Source organism: Maribacter sp. MJ134 (assembly GCF_003970695.1).
GTDB lineage: Bacteria > Bacteroidota > Bacteroidia > Flavobacteriales > Flavobacteriaceae > Maribacter.
Window position 1 is genome coordinate 2260253 of record NZ_CP034570.1, and the last position, 15866, is coordinate 2276118.

14 protein-coding genes and 1 tRNA gene are annotated in these 15866 nt (G+C 39.7%); 7 read left to right on the top strand and 8 right to left on the bottom strand.

Translation table 11 applies throughout. The features are described from left to right. Positions 1-73: 73 nt before the first annotated feature. The 3 genes from EJ994_RS09940 to EJ994_RS09950 all read right to left on the bottom strand — a co-directional run bounded on the left by EJ994_RS09940 (position 74) and on the right by EJ994_RS09950 (position 1531). Positions 74-346, bottom strand: coding sequence for a hypothetical protein (locus tag EJ994_RS09940; protein WP_126592291.1), 273 nt, complete (start codon positions 344-346; stop codon positions 74-76). A 173-nt stretch (positions 347-519) separates the two neighbouring features. Next, positions 520-1068 carry a hypothetical protein gene (locus EJ994_RS09945; protein ID WP_126592292.1) on the bottom strand — a complete coding sequence of 183 codons (549 nt, stop codon included), beginning with the start codon at positions 1066-1068 and terminating at the stop codon, positions 520-522. Positions 1069-1456: 388 nt separating this feature from the next. After that, positions 1457-1531: transfer RNA gene (locus EJ994_RS09950), tRNA-Gln, on the bottom strand. Positions 1532-1719: 188 nt separating this feature from the next. Between EJ994_RS09950 and EJ994_RS09955 the strand changes: the two genes are divergently transcribed. Further along, entirely contained in the window at positions 1720-5064 is a 3345-nt protein-coding gene (locus tag EJ994_RS09955; protein ID WP_126592293.1) for a DUF2723 domain-containing protein, read from the top strand. Between the two features lie 51 nt (positions 5065-5115). On the opposite strand, the gene EJ994_RS09960 is transcribed toward EJ994_RS09955, so the two are convergent. The 3 genes from EJ994_RS09960 to EJ994_RS09970 form a co-directional block, all read right to left on the bottom strand. Further along, positions 5116-5412: a thioredoxin family protein gene (locus EJ994_RS09960; protein ID WP_099574154.1), complete on the bottom strand. Its 297-nt coding sequence runs from the start codon at positions 5410-5412 to the stop codon at positions 5116-5118. Positions 5413-5504: 92 nt separating this feature from the next. Then, a complete protein-coding gene (locus EJ994_RS09965) occupies positions 5505-6734 on the bottom strand; it encodes a metallophosphoesterase (RefSeq protein ID WP_126592294.1) in 1230 nt (409 codons plus the stop codon). 55 nt (positions 6735-6789) lie between these two features. After that, a complete protein-coding gene (locus EJ994_RS09970; protein ID WP_126592295.1) occupies positions 6790-7512 on the bottom strand; it encodes a copper homeostasis protein CutC in 723 nt (240 codons plus the stop codon). 41 nt (positions 7513-7553) lie between these two features. Here EJ994_RS09970 and EJ994_RS09975 point away from each other — a divergent pair, with 41 nt between their 5' ends. Both EJ994_RS09975 and polA read left to right on the top strand, forming a co-directional pair. Next, on the top strand, positions 7554-8546 hold the full coding sequence (locus tag EJ994_RS09975) for an isoaspartyl peptidase/L-asparaginase family protein (RefSeq protein WP_126592296.1): 993 nt from the start codon (positions 7554-7556) through the stop codon (positions 8544-8546). Positions 8547-8594: 48 nt separating this feature from the next. Next, positions 8595-11429, top strand: coding sequence for a DNA polymerase I (gene polA / locus EJ994_RS09980; RefSeq protein ID WP_126592297.1), 2835 nt, complete (start codon positions 8595-8597; stop codon positions 11427-11429). 48 nt (positions 11430-11477) lie between these two features. Here polA and EJ994_RS09985 read toward each other — a convergent pair whose 3' ends face one another. Continuing rightward, on the bottom strand, positions 11478-12038 hold the full coding sequence (locus tag EJ994_RS09985) for a hypothetical protein (protein ID WP_126592298.1): 561 nt from the start codon (positions 12036-12038) through the stop codon (positions 11478-11480). A 331-nt stretch (positions 12039-12369) separates the two neighbouring features. On the opposite strand from EJ994_RS09985, the gene EJ994_RS09990 reads away from it, so the two are divergent. Further along, positions 12370-12702: a T9SS type A sorting domain-containing protein gene (locus tag EJ994_RS09990; RefSeq protein WP_164721445.1), complete on the top strand. Its 333-nt coding sequence runs from the start codon at positions 12370-12372 to the stop codon at positions 12700-12702. A 56-nt stretch (positions 12703-12758) separates the two neighbouring features. Here the strand turns inward: EJ994_RS09990 and EJ994_RS09995 are convergent, their stop codons facing one another. Continuing rightward, positions 12759-13262: a lipocalin family protein gene (locus tag EJ994_RS09995; protein ID WP_241240758.1), complete on the bottom strand. Its 504-nt coding sequence runs from the start codon at positions 13260-13262 to the stop codon at positions 12759-12761. 319 nt (positions 13263-13581) lie between these two features. On the opposite strand from EJ994_RS09995, the gene rplM reads away from it, so the two are divergent. The 3 genes from rplM to rpsB all read left to right on the top strand — a co-directional run bounded on the left by rplM (position 13582) and on the right by rpsB (position 15804). Beyond that, a complete protein-coding gene (gene rplM / locus EJ994_RS10000) occupies positions 13582-14037 on the top strand; it encodes a 50S ribosomal protein L13 (protein WP_099574147.1) in 456 nt (151 codons plus the stop codon). Then, positions 14037-14423, top strand: coding sequence for a 30S ribosomal protein S9 (gene rpsI, locus EJ994_RS10005; RefSeq protein ID WP_099574146.1), 387 nt, complete (start codon positions 14037-14039; stop codon positions 14421-14423). The genes rplM and rpsI overlap by 1 nt, the downstream gene beginning before the upstream one ends. A 214-nt stretch (positions 14424-14637) precedes the next feature. After that, entirely contained in the window at positions 14638-15804 is a 1167-nt protein-coding gene (rpsB, locus tag EJ994_RS10010) for a 30S ribosomal protein S2 (protein ID WP_126592300.1), read from the top strand. The last annotated feature ends 62 nt before the right edge of the window (positions 15805-15866 follow it).

Here is a 15866-nt window from a genome sequence, read left to right on the forward strand (position 1 = left end):
GCTTGGACCAAGCTATTATTTCTCTAATGCCGTAGCACCTAACAGCAAGCTCGCCTCCTGTACGTCCGTCGAGTTAGTTCATACTATCCATTTCTTTTCTAAAGCGCAGTATCATCAGGGTGTCCAATTGATTGTTAATGCTATCTCGCATCATTTTCCAATTAGCAGCATTCATCTTTTTATTGTATTCCGTAATCTTATTGAATCTTGCCAAATTGTATCGGTTGGCTTTCCATGCATGGTCCGTGCTCTTTTGATGTTGTAAATCTTGTAGATATATACCAACGCCGAAACCTACCAAAAGAAGTGCGATGATTATTTTAAAATGCTTAGCGGTTAATTTCATAGTTATTAGCTCTAATTAAACGGGGGGTAAAACTAACAGAGACGGAGAAGAATGATGTCCTATTTTGACTAAATCCTTGGCTCAATCATGATCGAATATACAAAATAGAAAATAGCCGCCTAAAAAATAAACGTTGACAGGCCTATAAAACACCACGAAACTCAATTTAGCGCCTAGTCACAGAAACTATTATAAAAATCCACAATAGCGCCCAACTTATTCAGTTTGTACTTGCCAGATTTAATTCTTTCGACCAAGCTAGGACAGTCCCTAAAATAATATGCCCCCATCTGCTTAAAACTAGCTCCAGTGGATTGATCCTTAAAATACCTGGCCATGGTCTCATTGGAACGTTTAACGCAAAGGTCTTTGCCTACAGCTATTTTTTTATAGGATAGATTTAAGGTGACAGAAACCGCACCAATACCACCCAGTGGCAGACCAGGCCCCGCTGTAACCCAACCTTCTGTCAGGTACGAAAATTTATAGAGGTTCATATTCCCCTCAATGAGCAATTCAGCCAATTTTGTGGTACCTTGATTTACGACCTGTATGTATTCATAGGTAACACGCTCGCCGTTTTTGAACATTTCAATTTTTTCAATTTCGGGATATGTATAAACGATGGGGTCTTTACCGTTGGACTTAACAAATTCCAATCCCCTACCGTAGTCCACAAATCTTGCCATACCCTCCACTACCGTACTATCTTTAAGCAACAATTTTGTAGGTCTTTTTTGAGCATTTACAACGCATAAGGGAAAACAGAGAACAATAACGAAGCAAATTAGTTTATTTATCACTTTGAATAAGGTTTTTAATCTTTTTGATAATTGCTCAAAATAAAAAATCCCGATACTATTGGCATCAGGATTTAAAACTTGGTTGGAACACAAGGACTCCCTTCGACCTCGCTCAGGACAGGCTTCTCGGCATAAACCTATTCCTAAAAAATAAATCCCGACAACAAGAAGAGGTCGGGATTCAATTTAAACTTGGTTGGCCCACAAGGACTCCCTTCGACCTCGCTCAGGACAGGCTTCTCGTCCTAAACCTGTTCCTAAAAAATAAATCCCGACAACAAGAAGAGGTCGGGATTCAATTTAAACTTGGTTGGCCCACAAGGACTCGAACCTTGAATGACGGTACCAAAAACCGGAGTGTTGCCAATTACACCATGGGCCAATCTCTTCTTACTACATTGTTTTAGTAATCGAGGGTGCAAATTTAAAACAAAGTTTGGTTTCGCCAAACATTTTTCGGAACAATAATCTAAAAATACCTGAAGATAACGCTGTTAAAGGTTTATAAAAATTGTGCTTCGGTATCTATTTTAATTAGTAAATTCGCCCCATAGCTTTAACCACGGTTACATGTTTTCAAAGAACTTCCAGAAATGGGACACCTTATTAGGGTGGACAGCATTTTTTATCGCTTTAATCACTTATTTCATAACCGTTGAACCTACCAATAGTTTTTGGGATGCCGGAGAATATATAGCTACCGCAGCAAAACTTCAGGTAGGTCACCCGCCAGGAGCCCCATTACTACAGATGATCGGTGCTTTTTTCTCCATGTTTGCATTGGAACCGAACCAGGTTGCCATGATGGTGAATTTGGTATCAGGTGTTTCAAGCGCATTTACCATTCTGTTCATGTTCTGGACCATTACCAATCTTACCAGAAAGTTGATGGAAAAAGACGAAAAACTTACCAACAGTAAAGCCATAGCCGTATTAGGAAGTGGCCTTATTGGCTCATTGGCATTTACATATTCCGATAGTTTTTGGTTCAACGCCGTAGAAACCGAGGTTTACGCCATGGCCAGCTTTATTATGGCCTTACTACTCTGGCTAGGCCTAAAATGGACGGACAATCTAGAGGACCCACGTGGGAATAGATGGATCATATTAATATCCTTTGTCATAGGGCTCACCTTTGGAATACAGTTTATGGGCTTCTTGGCCATCCCTTCCGTAGGTCTGTTATATTATTTTAAAACCTATAAAAAAACGACGGTAAAAAACTTTTTATTGGCCAATTTAAGTGTCATTGCCATCTTAATGCTGGTCTACAAGTTCTCTTTGACCTATGTTTTAAAACTTTTTGGGTGGGGAGAAGTTTTCTTTATCAACAGTATTGGGCTTCCTTTTAACTCTGGGTCCATAATTATTGGGCTGTTGTTTATTGCAGCCTTCTATTTTGGATTGAACTATACGCGAAAAAACGGCTACCGTACAGCAAACACCATTGTTTTGTGCATGATGTTCCTTTTTCTAGGATTTTCTTCCTGGTTAATGTTGCCGATAAGAGCCAATGCCAATGTCGTGATTAACGAGAACAACCCAGAAGACGCCAGAGCTCTATTGGCTTATTACAACAGAGAACAGTATCCCGGGGTGGATAGCCCTATATACGGCGCTTATTATTCCGACCTTTTTGCCGAACCTGGTGAGGACAGGGACGGTAAACCGAAATATGAAAAGGATTACACCTTAGGAAAATACATCATAGTAAATAAGTACATTAATTCCGAACAAGGTTCCAATCCAGAACATGAGGGGCTTTTTCCAAGGATGTGGAGCACACAGCACGCCGAGAACTATATGCAATATTTTGGTCCGCTTGACTTTAGGATGACGCAATCCAGTCCTGAGCTGCTTGAAGCCGTTAATCAGGTGAAATCGGGTTTTGCCAATGGTGAAATTGATGCAGACCAGTACATTAGCTTCCTTAAGCGATTTGACGATTATATAGAGGTGGAACCACCATCTATTTGGGATAATATCAAATACATGGTAGAATTTCAATTCAACTACATGTACTTGCGCTATTTCATGTGGAATTTCGTAGGTAAACAAAATGATATTCAAGGACGCTATAACGACAATGGAAACTGGCTCAGCGGTATTGGTTTTATTGATAGTTGGCGCCTTGGGAGTCAAGACAATCTTCCTAGTGACATTGAAAACAACAAGGGACGCAATACCTATTTCTTTTTGCCGCTATTACTGGGCATTATCGGTATCGTTTTTCAGACCTCAAAAAACCCGAAACAATTCTGGGTGCTTCTAATGTTCTTTCTTTTTACGGGACTGGCCATACAGTTTTACACCAATCCTTACATTTTTCAACCCCGTGAACGCGATTACTCCCTAGTAGGTTCTTTCTACGTATTTGCACTTTGGATAGGGATAGGTGTTTACGGTCTTTTTGATGGTTTTAAAGATTGGCTTACTCCAAAAATATTAGCTCCCGTGGTCGTAGTGGTTTGCCTTTTAGCCGTTCCTACGGTTATGGCGGTACAAAATTGGGATGACCATGACCGCTCTAATAGATATACCGCCAATGCATCGGCAAAAGCCTATCTAGATTCTTGCCAGGAAGATGCTGGCGCCATCTTGTTCACCATTGGCGACAACGATACCTTTCCCCTGTGGTATGCACAGGAAATAGAAAATTACAGAACCGACGTGCGCATTGTTTGTACCAGTTTATTTGAAACGGACTGGTATGTAGACCAAATGAAAAAGAAAGCTTACGAAAGCGAAGCCATACCCTCACAGATAGAACACGAGAAATACAGATGGGGCTCTAGAGATGTACTGTACCATCAAGGTATTACTGAAAATAGATGGCCTATAAAGGATTTTATCAACTGGATAGATAGTGACAAGCCAAGGACCAAACTGAAATACTTATTTGAGCAGAATGGCGCAGATTTGAGTCAGTATTCTGAAAGCACTCAGAATATGGTCTTCTATCCTACCAATAAGATTAGGGTTCCCGTAAACAAGAAGAACGCTTTGGAGAGTGGACTTGTTAAGCAGAAAGATTCTGCGCTGATAGTAGATTATATAGATATTGACCTACCCGGTGTCATTACCAAGAAAAGCATGATGATGTTAGATATCCTTGCCAATAACGATTGGAAAAGACCTTTATATTTCTCTGGAGGAAGCTTTGACAATGCTGAATACCTTTGGATGAAGGATTACCTGCAATTAGATGGACTCGCCTATAAGCTCGTCCCCATACGCACGGAAAGACCCAATTCTTTTGAAATGGGAAGAATTGATACTGACTTAATGTATGATATCGTTACCGGATGGGACTGGGGCAACTCCGGCAGTTCAGAGATTTATCATGACACACAGACAAGAATACAAAGTGTATCCTATAGGGGTAACCTTGCACGCTTAATGGAAGCGCTTTTAAAAGAAAATAAGATAGACAAGGCAAAAGAAATCATCGAAATTTCATTGACCAATATGCCCGTAGACTATTTTGGATACTATACCCTATTGGAACCTTTTGTAGATGGTTACTATAAGGTAGGTGAAACCCAAAAAGCTAGAGCGCTCTTTGATGCCTTGAAAACAAAGTACCAAGAACGTTTGGAGTATTATGCGAGTACAAGTTTGGACGAACAGTACAATGATATAGATGATATCATTGCCGATATGGAAGCTTACAGAAGAAATATCGATACTCTAATCGCTAACGATGATCGTGAAGTAGCTGAGAAAGAGACACTTATTTTCAATGAATACATTGATAAGTTTCAACATTTTTACAAGGATGAGGACGATTTAGAAATCCCAGAGCCTAGCGTAGAACAGAATCCGGATATGATAGACACCATGCCTATCTCCGATACCATTCAACTAGATAACACGAAAACGGAGTTGTCGAAAGATACGGTCAACATTCAATAATAACCACCGACTAAAACAGTAGTACCTAATGGATATTGGAACAAAAAGGATTTAAGCGTATTCGTTAAGTATACCAATAAGGGTATTGGCGTCTTGCTCTCCGCTTTGTCGCCAGACCATTTCTCCCTTTTTGTATATCATAAGTGTAGGAAGTCCTTTAACGCGAAGTGCTTGCGAGAGCTCTTTATTCTTATCTACATCAATTTTAATCACCTTGCCCTTATCACCAAGAGCAGCGGCCACATCTCTTAGTACGGCGTGCATTGAAGTAGACTGTTCGTTCCATTCCGCGTAAAAATCCAACAGCACAGGAACATTTAAATCTATAAGTTCACCAAATTTAGACATATAATCGGCTTTTCTTTATTCGCCAAATGTAGTAAAAATTGTTAAAATACTAGTCTTAACAGCTTATTTGTAACCTGCAGGGCGGGTTAAAATCATGTTAAGGCTTTCTTTTTTAACGTAATGACAGTTATTTCTGGCCAAATACCCACTCTACCTGGATAACCTAAGAAGCCGAAACCTCTATTAACATTTATAAATTGACCTAATTCACTATAAATACCTGCCCAATACTTATAACGCCACTTTACAGGACTCCATTTTATCCATCCTGGTATCTCAATCCCGAATTGCATCCCGTGGGTATGACCGCTAAGTGTCAGATGAAAGTGCTTATCGTCGTGAATTACCTCCTCTTCCCAATGTGAAGGGTCATGACTCATTAAAATCTTAAAATCGTCCTTATCAATCAGAGCGGTAGCTTTTTGAAGATCACCAGCTTTTTTAAAACCACCTTTACCCCAATTTTCTACTCCAATAAGCGCAATTTTATCCTTACCCTTTTTCAGGTACCGATGTTCATTTAACAATAGATCAAAACCCATCTCCTTTTGCAAATCCTTCAAATCCTGTAGGTTTTGACTTTTCAGGGCTTCGGTTTCCCATGGAATATAATCTCCGTAATCATGGTTCCCTAAGACCGAAAATTTACCATCTTTGGCCTCCAGAGTAGCGAACAAGTCCGCCCATGGTATCATTTCCTCGGTCTTATTGTTCACCATATCTCCTGTAAAAAGAATGGCATCACTCTTTTGCTGATTAATTAAATCTACGGCGTACGCAATCTTTTTCCTATTATCAAAACTACCGCTATGAATATCGGATATCTGTGTAATTTGATACCCGTTGAAATCATCTGGCAGATCATCGAACTCCAAATCGTACTTCAACACCTTAAAATTATACTTGCCTTTGAACATACCATAGAGTAAAGCCCCGAAAGGTATAGCGGCAATACCTAATGCGATAATACTTAAGAAACGCCGGCGTTGTGGTAAACTGAACTCTTGTGAAGCTCCAAAAATCTTTTGATATACTCCTGTTCCTATCCGAAAAATATCTTCCGAGAACAGAAATAAAATGGTAATTACCTTAAAGGTCAACACCGTAAGCAAAAATCCAAAAGCATAACTTTTTGGACCACTGAGCACCCGACCGGCCTCCTCACCTGCCGTAAACTGGTAAATGAAATTAATTAAGACCACCAGTGCTATTGTAATATAAAGATAGTGCCACCATGGTTGCCTAACTACGGTTTTTAGTGCTTGCAGTACATAAACACTAAGTCCAATATAAATAATGACAAAAACAATCCAACGTAGCATAGGTATTTTTTACAAAGATATTTTTTGATAATCGATAAAGAGGCTCTTTTCCGTTTTATTTAACCTTATTCACAACAGCGGCGATAGTTTCCTTACTAGAAACAGCGATTTGGTCGTCTTTTAGAAATGAAACCGAATTCATTGAAACCATGGGCTGCATATCCAAAGTTTTTTGAAACTGAGTTCCGGAAAGGTGAACCGCCTTAAACCCTTTGTCCATGAAGACCGCTACGTTGTATTCCTTAACCCCGGACCCTGGCATTATTGCACAAGATGTGCTATTGGCGTTTAATTTATCCAAAAGCGTTATTCCTTCAATAGCCGATTGCTTTTGTCCCGAAGTCAGGAGATAGTCCACTCCCATTTCCTCTAACTGTTTTAAGACTATGATGGGGTTCTTCACCCAATCAAAAGCTCTGTGAAATGTAAAGTTCATCCCCTCCGAACATTTCACTAATTCCTGAGTCCGTTCGTTATCTAGTGTATGGTCAGCATGTAGCACTCCAGAAACAATCCCTTGGAATCCCAATTCTTTGCACAATAGAATATCGGCCTTCATAATCTCAAACTCTATATTGGAAAAGGTAAAATCACCGCTTCTAGGTCGCACCAGGACATGTACGGGTATGGAAATTTCCTCGCGAACTGCTTTTAAAAGACCATATGACGGTGTAATTCCCCCCACTGCCAGTTCCGAACAAAGTTCAATCCTGTCCGCTCCGGCTTCTTGCGCGTTCAAGGCAGATTCTAAAGAATTGGCACAAACTTCTACGAGCATATACTTATATTTAGTCTCCTTAAAAGTAAACAACCCTTAGTATGAAAAGAAGAAACTTTCTTAAAAATTCGAGTGCCGCTACGGCCGGACTCATTTCTACTACCCTTTTAGGTTCTTGCAAAGAAGAAAAGGCGGTGCCGGTACTTAAAAATGAGAACGCAGAAGTTGTTCGGCCAATCGTTATTTGCACCTGGAATTTTTTAAATGCATCCGCAAAGGCCTGGGAAGTTTTACAAGCGGGAGGGACATCGCTAGACGCGGTAGAACAAGGAGTTATGGTAGAAGAAGACGACCGTAACAATCAGACCGTGGGTACCGGAGGCCGACCGGATAGGGACGGCAACGTAACCCTTGATGCCTGTATTATGGACAAAGATGGGAATTGTGGAGCAGTACTGGCCATACAGAACATTGCCAACCCTATTTCCGTAGCCCGTAAAGTAATGGAAGATACACCACATGTGATGTTAGCTGGAAAAGGTGCAGAACAATTTGCCTATGAAAAGGGATTCCCCAAAGCAGATTTACTTACAGAAAAATCAAAACAGGAATGGTTAGAATGGAAAAAGACTTCCGAATACAAACCCATCATCAATATTGAAAACCACGATACCATTGGCATGTTGGCCATAGATAAGAACGGTGATATTTCTGGCGGATGTACTACTAGTGGCATGGCCTATAAAATGGCAGGACGGGTTGGAGATTCTCCCATAATCGGAGCAGGGCTCTTTGTAGACAATGAAATAGGCGGGGCTACAGCGACGGGGGTTGGAGAAGAAGTAGTACGTACCGTAGGAAGCTTTCTTATAGTAGAGTTGATGCGTCAGGGGAAAACTCCACAAGAAGCATGCGAGGAAGGCGTTAAGCGTATAATGGCTAAGAACGAAGGCCGGGACGATTTTCAAATCGGATTTATCGCTATCAATAAAAATGGAGAGACCGGCGGGTATTGTATTCAACCAGGATTTAGTTACAGGACCTATTCGGAAGAGGGTCACAGAAACAATCTTTCCCAATCGTTTTTATCCTAGGATTCAAATCAAACTTTGTACTTTTAACCCCACTTTTAATTTCAAATAATGGCCGATCAAAAAAGACTCTTTTTACTAGATGCATACGCATTAATTTTCCGTGGATATTACGCCCTGATCAAAAACCCTAGAATTAATTCCAAGGGTATGGATACCTCTGCCATAATGGGGTTTATGAATTCACTTTTTGATGTTATCAAGCGAGAAAAGCCAGACCACCTCGCCGTTTGCTTTGATAAAGGAGGTAGCTCAGAGCGCACGGAACTATTCCCAGAGTACAAGGCGAATCGTGACGAAACGCCAGATGCTATTAGAATTGCCATACCCTACATTCAGGATATTCTGAAGGCAATGCACATTCCCTCCGTGGTTTTAGAAGGCTGGGAGGCAGATGATATTATTGGAACATTGGCCAAACAAGCAGAAAAAGAGGATTATAAGGTATTTATGGTTACACCTGATAAGGATTTTGGCCAGCTGGTGTCCGAGAACATTTTTATGTACCGTCCGGCAAGAATGGGCAATGGTATTGAAATTTGGGGAATTCCGGAAATCCAGAAACGTTTTGGTGTAGAACGGCCAGAACAGGTTATAGACTATTTGGGTATGATGGGCGATGCTAGTGACAATATCCCAGGATTACCGGGAGTAGGTGATAAAACCGCTAAAAAATTCATTGAAGAATTTGGGTCTATGGAAGGCCTGCTGGCCAATACCGATAAACTTAAGGGCAAAATGAAGGAGAAGGTAGAAGCAAATAAAGAACTTGGCTTGCTGTCTAAAAAATTGGCTACTATATGTATAGACTGTGATGTTAGCTTTAACGCCGAGGACTATGAAATGTCCGTTCCGGATAATGAAAAAGTTCAGGAAATATTTGAAGAATTGGAATTTAGAAGACTCAAGGACCAATTCATTAAAATTTTCTCCGGAGCCTCTGAGGAAACTCCAACACAGGTAACGGGTACAGAAACGGCTAAAAAAGTCAATACAGCTGCGGGCAGTGGACAGTTTTCCCTATTTGGAGGCAATGGTGCCTCCCCCGCGACCATAAAAGATAGTTCCAGCAGGAACACTATTAAGGATATACCACATGCCTATCAAAGTGTTGCCCCTGGTATGGCCATGAAACTATTCCTACAGAATCTAATGAAACAAACATCGGTATGCTTTGATACCGAGACGACCGGACTAGATCCCTTAACGGCAGAATTGGTGGGTATTGCTTTCTCTTGGGAAGCTACCAAGGGCTTTTATGTGCCATTTCCAGAAGACAAAAATGCCGCACAAGCCTTGATTGAGGAACTCCGTCCGTTCTTTGAATCAAAGGAAATTGAGAAGGTAGGTCAAAATCTGAAGTATGATATTAAAGTTCTTGCCAAATACAACATTGCAGTAAAAGGCAAACTTTTTGACACCATGTTGGCGCACTATCTTATAAATCCTGATATGAGACATAATATGGATGTCCTCGCAGAAACTTACCTTAATTATACGCCCGTTTCCATTACGGAACTAATTGGCAAAAAAGGAAAGAACCAGCTAAGTATGCGCGATGTTCCCCTGGAAAAGCAGACCGAATATGCAGTAGAAGATGCCGACATTACTTTTCAACTTGCACAACATTTTAGACCGGAATTAAAGTCGGCCAATACGGAAAAACTATTTCAAGATATAGAAATCCCTTTACTTCGGGTCTTAGCGGATATGGAACTAGAGGGTATTAATTTAGACAAGCAGTTCCTGAACTCCCTTTCCTCGGATTTGAACAATGATATCGCCTCTTTGGAAAAGAAGATTTACGCAGATGCGGGAGAGGAATTCAACATCGGTTCCCCTAAACAATTGGGAGAGATACTCTTTAACAAACTAAAATTAGTAGATAAACCAAAAAAGACCAAAACAGGTCAATACTCTACCGCAGAAGATGTTCTTTCTTATTTGGCAAAGGATCATGAAATTATCCAGAACGTTTTGGATTATCGCGGGCTATCCAAACTAAAAAGTACCTATGTAGACGCCCTTCCCGAGCAAGTGGAACCTACAACGGGTCGTGTGCATACGGACTACATGCAAACCGTAGCGGCCACGGGTCGTTTAAGCAGTAACAATCCCAATTTACAGAATATCCCAATTAGAACGGAGCGCGGACGACAGGTAAGAAAAGCGTTCATCCCAAGAAATGAAGAGCACATCCTACTGGCTGCGGATTATTCCCAGATAGAATTACGAATTATAGCGGCATTGAGTGAAGAAACCACAATGATAGAAGCATTTAAGAACGGAGAGGATATCCACGCCTCTACGGCCTCCAAAGTGTTTAATGTGCCCATTGAAGAGGTGACAAGAGAACAACGAAGCAATGCCAAAACCGTGAACTTTGGCATCATCTATGGTGTTTCTGCATTTGGCCTAAGTAACCAAACCGACTTATCTCGTTCCGAAGCAAAAGAACTTATTGATACCTATTACAAGACCTACCCAAAACTCAGGAACTATATGGGCGAGCAGGTAGATTTTGCCCGTGATAACGGATATGTCCAGACCGTACTTGGAAGACGAAGGTACTTAAAGGACATTAATGGTAGTAATGCCATCGTTCGTGGTGCGGCAGAACGTAATGCCGTGAACGCTCCCATACAGGGAAGCGCCGCAGATATTATTAAAATTGCAATGATCAATATTCATAAAAAATTAGAACAGGGTAATTATACCTCTAAAATGCTATTGCAAGTACATGATGAATTGGTTTTTGACATCTACAAACCCGAATTGGATGAGCTTAAGGTGCTCATAAAAGATGAAATGGAAAATGCTTATAAAATTGCCGTTCCCTTGGACGTAGAAGTAGGATTGGGCGAAAATTGGCTAGAAGCGCATTAAAAAAAGGCATCCATTGGGATGCCTTTTACAATATAAACCAAATTAACTTTAACCCATATTACCGGCCAATCTCGGAAATTGCGCTTTTTTCCTTTTTACCCAATCCTTAAGAAAAGTGAAGGGACTGGTAACCTGCCTAGGAGCTAGATTGAACCAAAGTTTTATTTCAGTCTTCTCATCATTCTTAAGCATAAGTTCATTTTCCATGGTAAAATCGAAATAATCAAAACTAGATACAGCTCTTACCGACCCATCACTAAGCGTGAATTCCGCATTTTTTCTATCAAAGTATACTCTTAATATACTGTAGGTGCCAGGTTTCCATGAAACAACATCCGATGATTTCAAAAAATGACCTGAAGACATTCCTTTAATCTTTACTGAATTTTGACCGGGAAAATCCAATATACGCTGCTCGTTTCCTTTGCCATCTATAACTGCTAACTTAGTAATGTTCAAATCTAGTTCCGAAACCCTGTAACTATGTAATAAGGTATTTTTTAATACTATCTCTTTGAGTTTCTTGTCATGCGCATACCATTGCCTAACTACATCGAAGCCAAATGGGGTCATGGTCCAAATTGGTGGATAAAATCTTGTTTTTTCCATAATACATTGTATTTAATTATACATTGCAAAATTATGTCCCTACAATACCATCAAACAACTACAAAATTATCCACTATATGTTCAATATTAACTTTGTAATCATATAATATAGAAAAAATGGTTAATTTAAGACACTTTACAATATTTCACCTTGCGTAAAATTCCCACTAATCAGAACAATTTTCATCAACATGTTCTACCGCTGGCACAAGTAATTGCCTGAAAGTCAGTTTTCTTAACTGTTAAACATTCTTAAAGAATACACTATTGTTAATCCAAATCCGTTGCATATAGACTGTTCTCACTTAATATGTACGAATCAGGTTTAACTATGAAAAAGTATATTGTACTCGCTTTGTTCCTATTTCTCTTTGTTGGAACTGGACTAGCCCAATCCAATGAGATTTTGAACGCAGTACAGAGCGAGCAAATAAAAGTCTTTCCAAATCCGGCTACGAGCATTATAAACGTATTGGGGCTTCAAAATTCAAAAAGTGCAGCGATTGTGGTCTCGGATGTATACGGTAATGTAGTGTTACAACATAATTGGGAAATAAAGAACAAAGCTTTGAACATTCCTGTTGCCAATTTACAAAAGGGGATCTACGTCATTTTCATTCAGTCTTCCGAACAAAATGTTCAAACAAAGTTTTACAAACAATAACAAAACAAAAAAGCCCTCTTAAAAAGAAGGCTTTATATCTTATTGTCTATTGTAGATTATCTCTTTCTAAAAATCAACTCCCCACTATCGTCAAAGTTGGGAATTTCCAAATCAGCAGCATCAACCGTCATTATATCCCCCTGAATAAGCACATCCACATTAATAGTATCGCCGTTCATATCCACAATACTTACCACACTTCCATCAAAGGTATAGGTGCTAGACTCCGAATCGGACTCTGTTGGGCAGGGAACATCCAAACCAGTTGCAGTGGCATTCACTTCAACGAAATTAGCTGCGTTAGTAGCCTCGGCCGTTAAGTCCTCATTAAACTGCAGGGTTATAATGTAACAATCCTTATCAGTAAGGAAATCTAAAATTTGTTTACCAAATTTTGCGTCATCACTAGCTGTAGTATTATCTATTACAAGCTCTGTTGCATCCCAAGTACCGATTATAGCGCTTGGTGAAGAGTCCATGCTATCCGAATCCTTATCCGAACTACAAGAGAACAATAGCGATACGAGTGCTATGGAACCACATATTTTCTTTAACATCATTCTTAGTTTTGATTATCAATCACATAAAACGAAGAATAAACGGGATTATTTCGTCTCCCAACCTTAATTACATGAGAGTATCTAATATTTTCAGAAAATTATATGAAATAAGAAAAGATTTTCCAAAGGCAAAGAAGCTAGAGAGTACCCTATAAAAAACATAATTTACGTTTCATTTTGGATTTTGAATACCCTTGAAACAGAAGTCAAAAAAATCTATAAAATAATAAGAACTAACTATTTGCAATTACACTTAATTAGTGTACATTTGCACCCCGTTTAACGGGATTGATTACATTAATAGTTAAAAATAGCAGTAGTGGATACATTAAGTTACAAAACCATTTCGGCCAATAAAACAAACGTAGACAAGCGTTGGTTATTAGTGGATGCCGAGGGAGAAGCTTTAGGACGTTTGTCTTCTAAAGTCGCTAATTTGTTGAGAGGAAAACACAAACCAAATTTTACCCCACATGTTGATTGTGGCGATAATGTGGTTATCATTAATGCGGAAAAGGTGACACTTAGTGGCAACAAATGGACCGACAAGGAATATTTAAGATATACAGGTTACCCAGGTGGACAGCGATCAACGACTGCTAGAGAACTATTAGAAAAAAACCCTGCAAGTATTGTAGAAAGAGCTGTAAAAGGAATGTTGCCTAAGAATAAACTAGGAGCGGAACTTTTTAGAAATCTTAAAGTATACGTTGGTACGGAGCACGGACAAGAAGCACAAAAACCGACTGCGGTTAATTTAAAAGATCTTAAGTAATGGATACAATTCACAAAATCGGAAGAAGAAAAACGGCCGTTGCCAGAATTTATCTTTCTGAAGGAAAAGGAAACATCGTAATAAACAATAAAGACTTAAACGATTATTTCCCAACTGCGACATTACAGTATAAAGTAAAACAGCCTTTTACCCTAACAGGTACAGATGACACTTATGATGTTAAGGTTAATGTATACGGCGGCGGAATCACTGGACAAGCCGAAGCTATTAGATTGGCTATTTCAAGAGCAATCTGTGAAATTGATGCTGAAAACAGAATTACACTTAAACCAGAAGGTCTATTAACCAGAGACCCAAGAATGGTAGAACGTAAGAAATTCGGTCAGAAAAAAGCTCGTAAGAAATTCCAGTTCTCTAAGCGTTAAACAAGAAATTATCAGGTGCTTCTCTCAAGAAGCACCTTTATTATATTTTTAACTAGTTCATTGAAAGTTCCGTTAGAGGAACAATTAAAAATCCTTGAATTCTGCTAAGAAAGCAAGGTAAATTAGTTTAGCATCTAAATGTTGAAGGCTTTTCACTTTATATGAAATACCACTTCAGCATTGCTAATTCAAAAGAACGTAAACTAAATTTAAAATGGCGAAAGTCGAAGTAAAACAATTATTAGAAGCAGGTGTGCATTTTGGCCACCTTACCAGAAAGTGGAATCCGAACATGGCTCCTTACATCTACATGGAGCGTAACGGTATACACGTAATCAATCTTTACAAAACTGTTGCAAAAATGGACGAGGCTAACGAAGCCTTGAGCAAAATTGCAGCATCCGGACGTAAGATTCTTTTCGTAGCCACTAAAAAGCAAGCAAAAGACATCGTTGCAGAAAAAGCAGCAAATGTGAACATGCCGTACATCACAGAAAGATGGCCAGGTGGTATGCTTACCAATTTTGTGACCATCAGAAAAGCCGTTAAGAAAATGGCTATGATCGACAGAATGAAAAAAGATGGTACCTTTCTTACGCTTTCGAAAAAAGAGCGTTTGCAAGTAGACCGTTTACGTGCAAAACTAGAGAAGAACTTAGGTTCTATCTCCGAGATGACACGTTTGCCCGGTGCTTTATTCATAGTAGATACCATGCGTGAGCACATTGCGGTCAAAGAAGCACAAAAATTGAATATTCCAATTTTTGCCATGGTAGACACCAACTCCGATCCAAGAGATGTAGATTATTTGATTCCTTCCAATGATGACGCGTCTAAATCCATAGACATTATCATGACGCAAGTTACCAATGCCGTTGCAGAAGGTCTTGCGGAACGTAAGTCTGAAAAAGGAGAAAAAGAACCTAAGAAAGAGGCCAAAAAGGAAGAGGCTCCCAAAAAGGAGGTAAAGGAAAAATTAGCTCCAACTCCAGAAACTGTTGAAACTGAAGCACCTCCTGTGGTAGCTAAAGCAACAGAGATAAAAGTAGATGTTGAAGCCACTAAGGAGGCCGTAGCAGAAGAAAAAAAGGAAGCTCCTAAGAAAGACGCCAAGGCAAAAACCGCAAAGGTAGATGACCTAACCAAAATTGAGGGGGTTGGTCCAAAAGCTGCGGAAGCCTTGACCAACGCAGGACTTGAAACTTTTGCCAAAGTTGCAAAAGCTGATGCCGATAAGATGAAAGAAATTTTAACGGAAGCAAGTTCTAGAATGGCTCATTTAGACCCAACCTCTTGGCCTAAGCAAGCTCAAATGGCTGCTGATGGAAAATGGGACGAGTTAAAAGAATGGCAAGATAATGTAAAGGGAGGCGTTGAATAAACGAAACTCTCTTCGCTAAATAGATTTAAGAACAGTCTCCTCATTTAAGAGGAACTATAAAA

Coding starts and splice junctions, on each gene's coding strand:
- EJ994_RS09940 (WP_126592291.1), bottom strand. CDS start 346: ATGAAATTAACCGCTAAGCATTTTAAAATAATCATCGCACTTCTTTTG.
- EJ994_RS09955 (WP_126592293.1), top strand. CDS start 1,720: ATGTTTTCAAAGAACTTCCAGAAATGGGACACCTTATTAGGGTGGACA.
- EJ994_RS09960 (WP_099574154.1), bottom strand. CDS start 5,412: ATGTCTAAATTTGGTGAACTTATAGATTTAAATGTTCCTGTGCTGTTG.
- EJ994_RS09965 (WP_126592294.1), bottom strand. CDS start 6,734: ATGCTACGTTGGATTGTTTTTGTCATTATTTATATTGGACTTAGTGTT.
- EJ994_RS09970 (WP_126592295.1), bottom strand. CDS start 7,512: ATGCTCGTAGAAGTTTGTGCCAATTCTTTAGAATCTGCCTTGAACGCG.
- EJ994_RS09975 (WP_126592296.1), top strand. CDS start 7,554: ATGAAAAGAAGAAACTTTCTTAAAAATTCGAGTGCCGCTACGGCCGGA.
- polA (WP_126592297.1), top strand. CDS start 8,595: ATGGCCGATCAAAAAAGACTCTTTTTACTAGATGCATACGCATTAATT.
- EJ994_RS09985 (WP_126592298.1), bottom strand. CDS start 12,038: ATGGAAAAAACAAGATTTTATCCACCAATTTGGACCATGACCCCATTT.
- EJ994_RS09990 (WP_164721445.1), top strand. CDS start 12,370: ATGAAAAAGTATATTGTACTCGCTTTGTTCCTATTTCTCTTTGTTGGA.
- EJ994_RS09995 (WP_241240758.1), bottom strand. CDS start 13,262: ATGATGTTAAAGAAAATATGTGGTTCCATAGCACTCGTATCGCTATTG.
- rpsI (WP_099574146.1), top strand. CDS start 14,037: ATGGATACAATTCACAAAATCGGAAGAAGAAAAACGGCCGTTGCCAGA.
- rpsB (WP_126592300.1), top strand. CDS start 14,638: ATGGCGAAAGTCGAAGTAAAACAATTATTAGAAGCAGGTGTGCATTTT.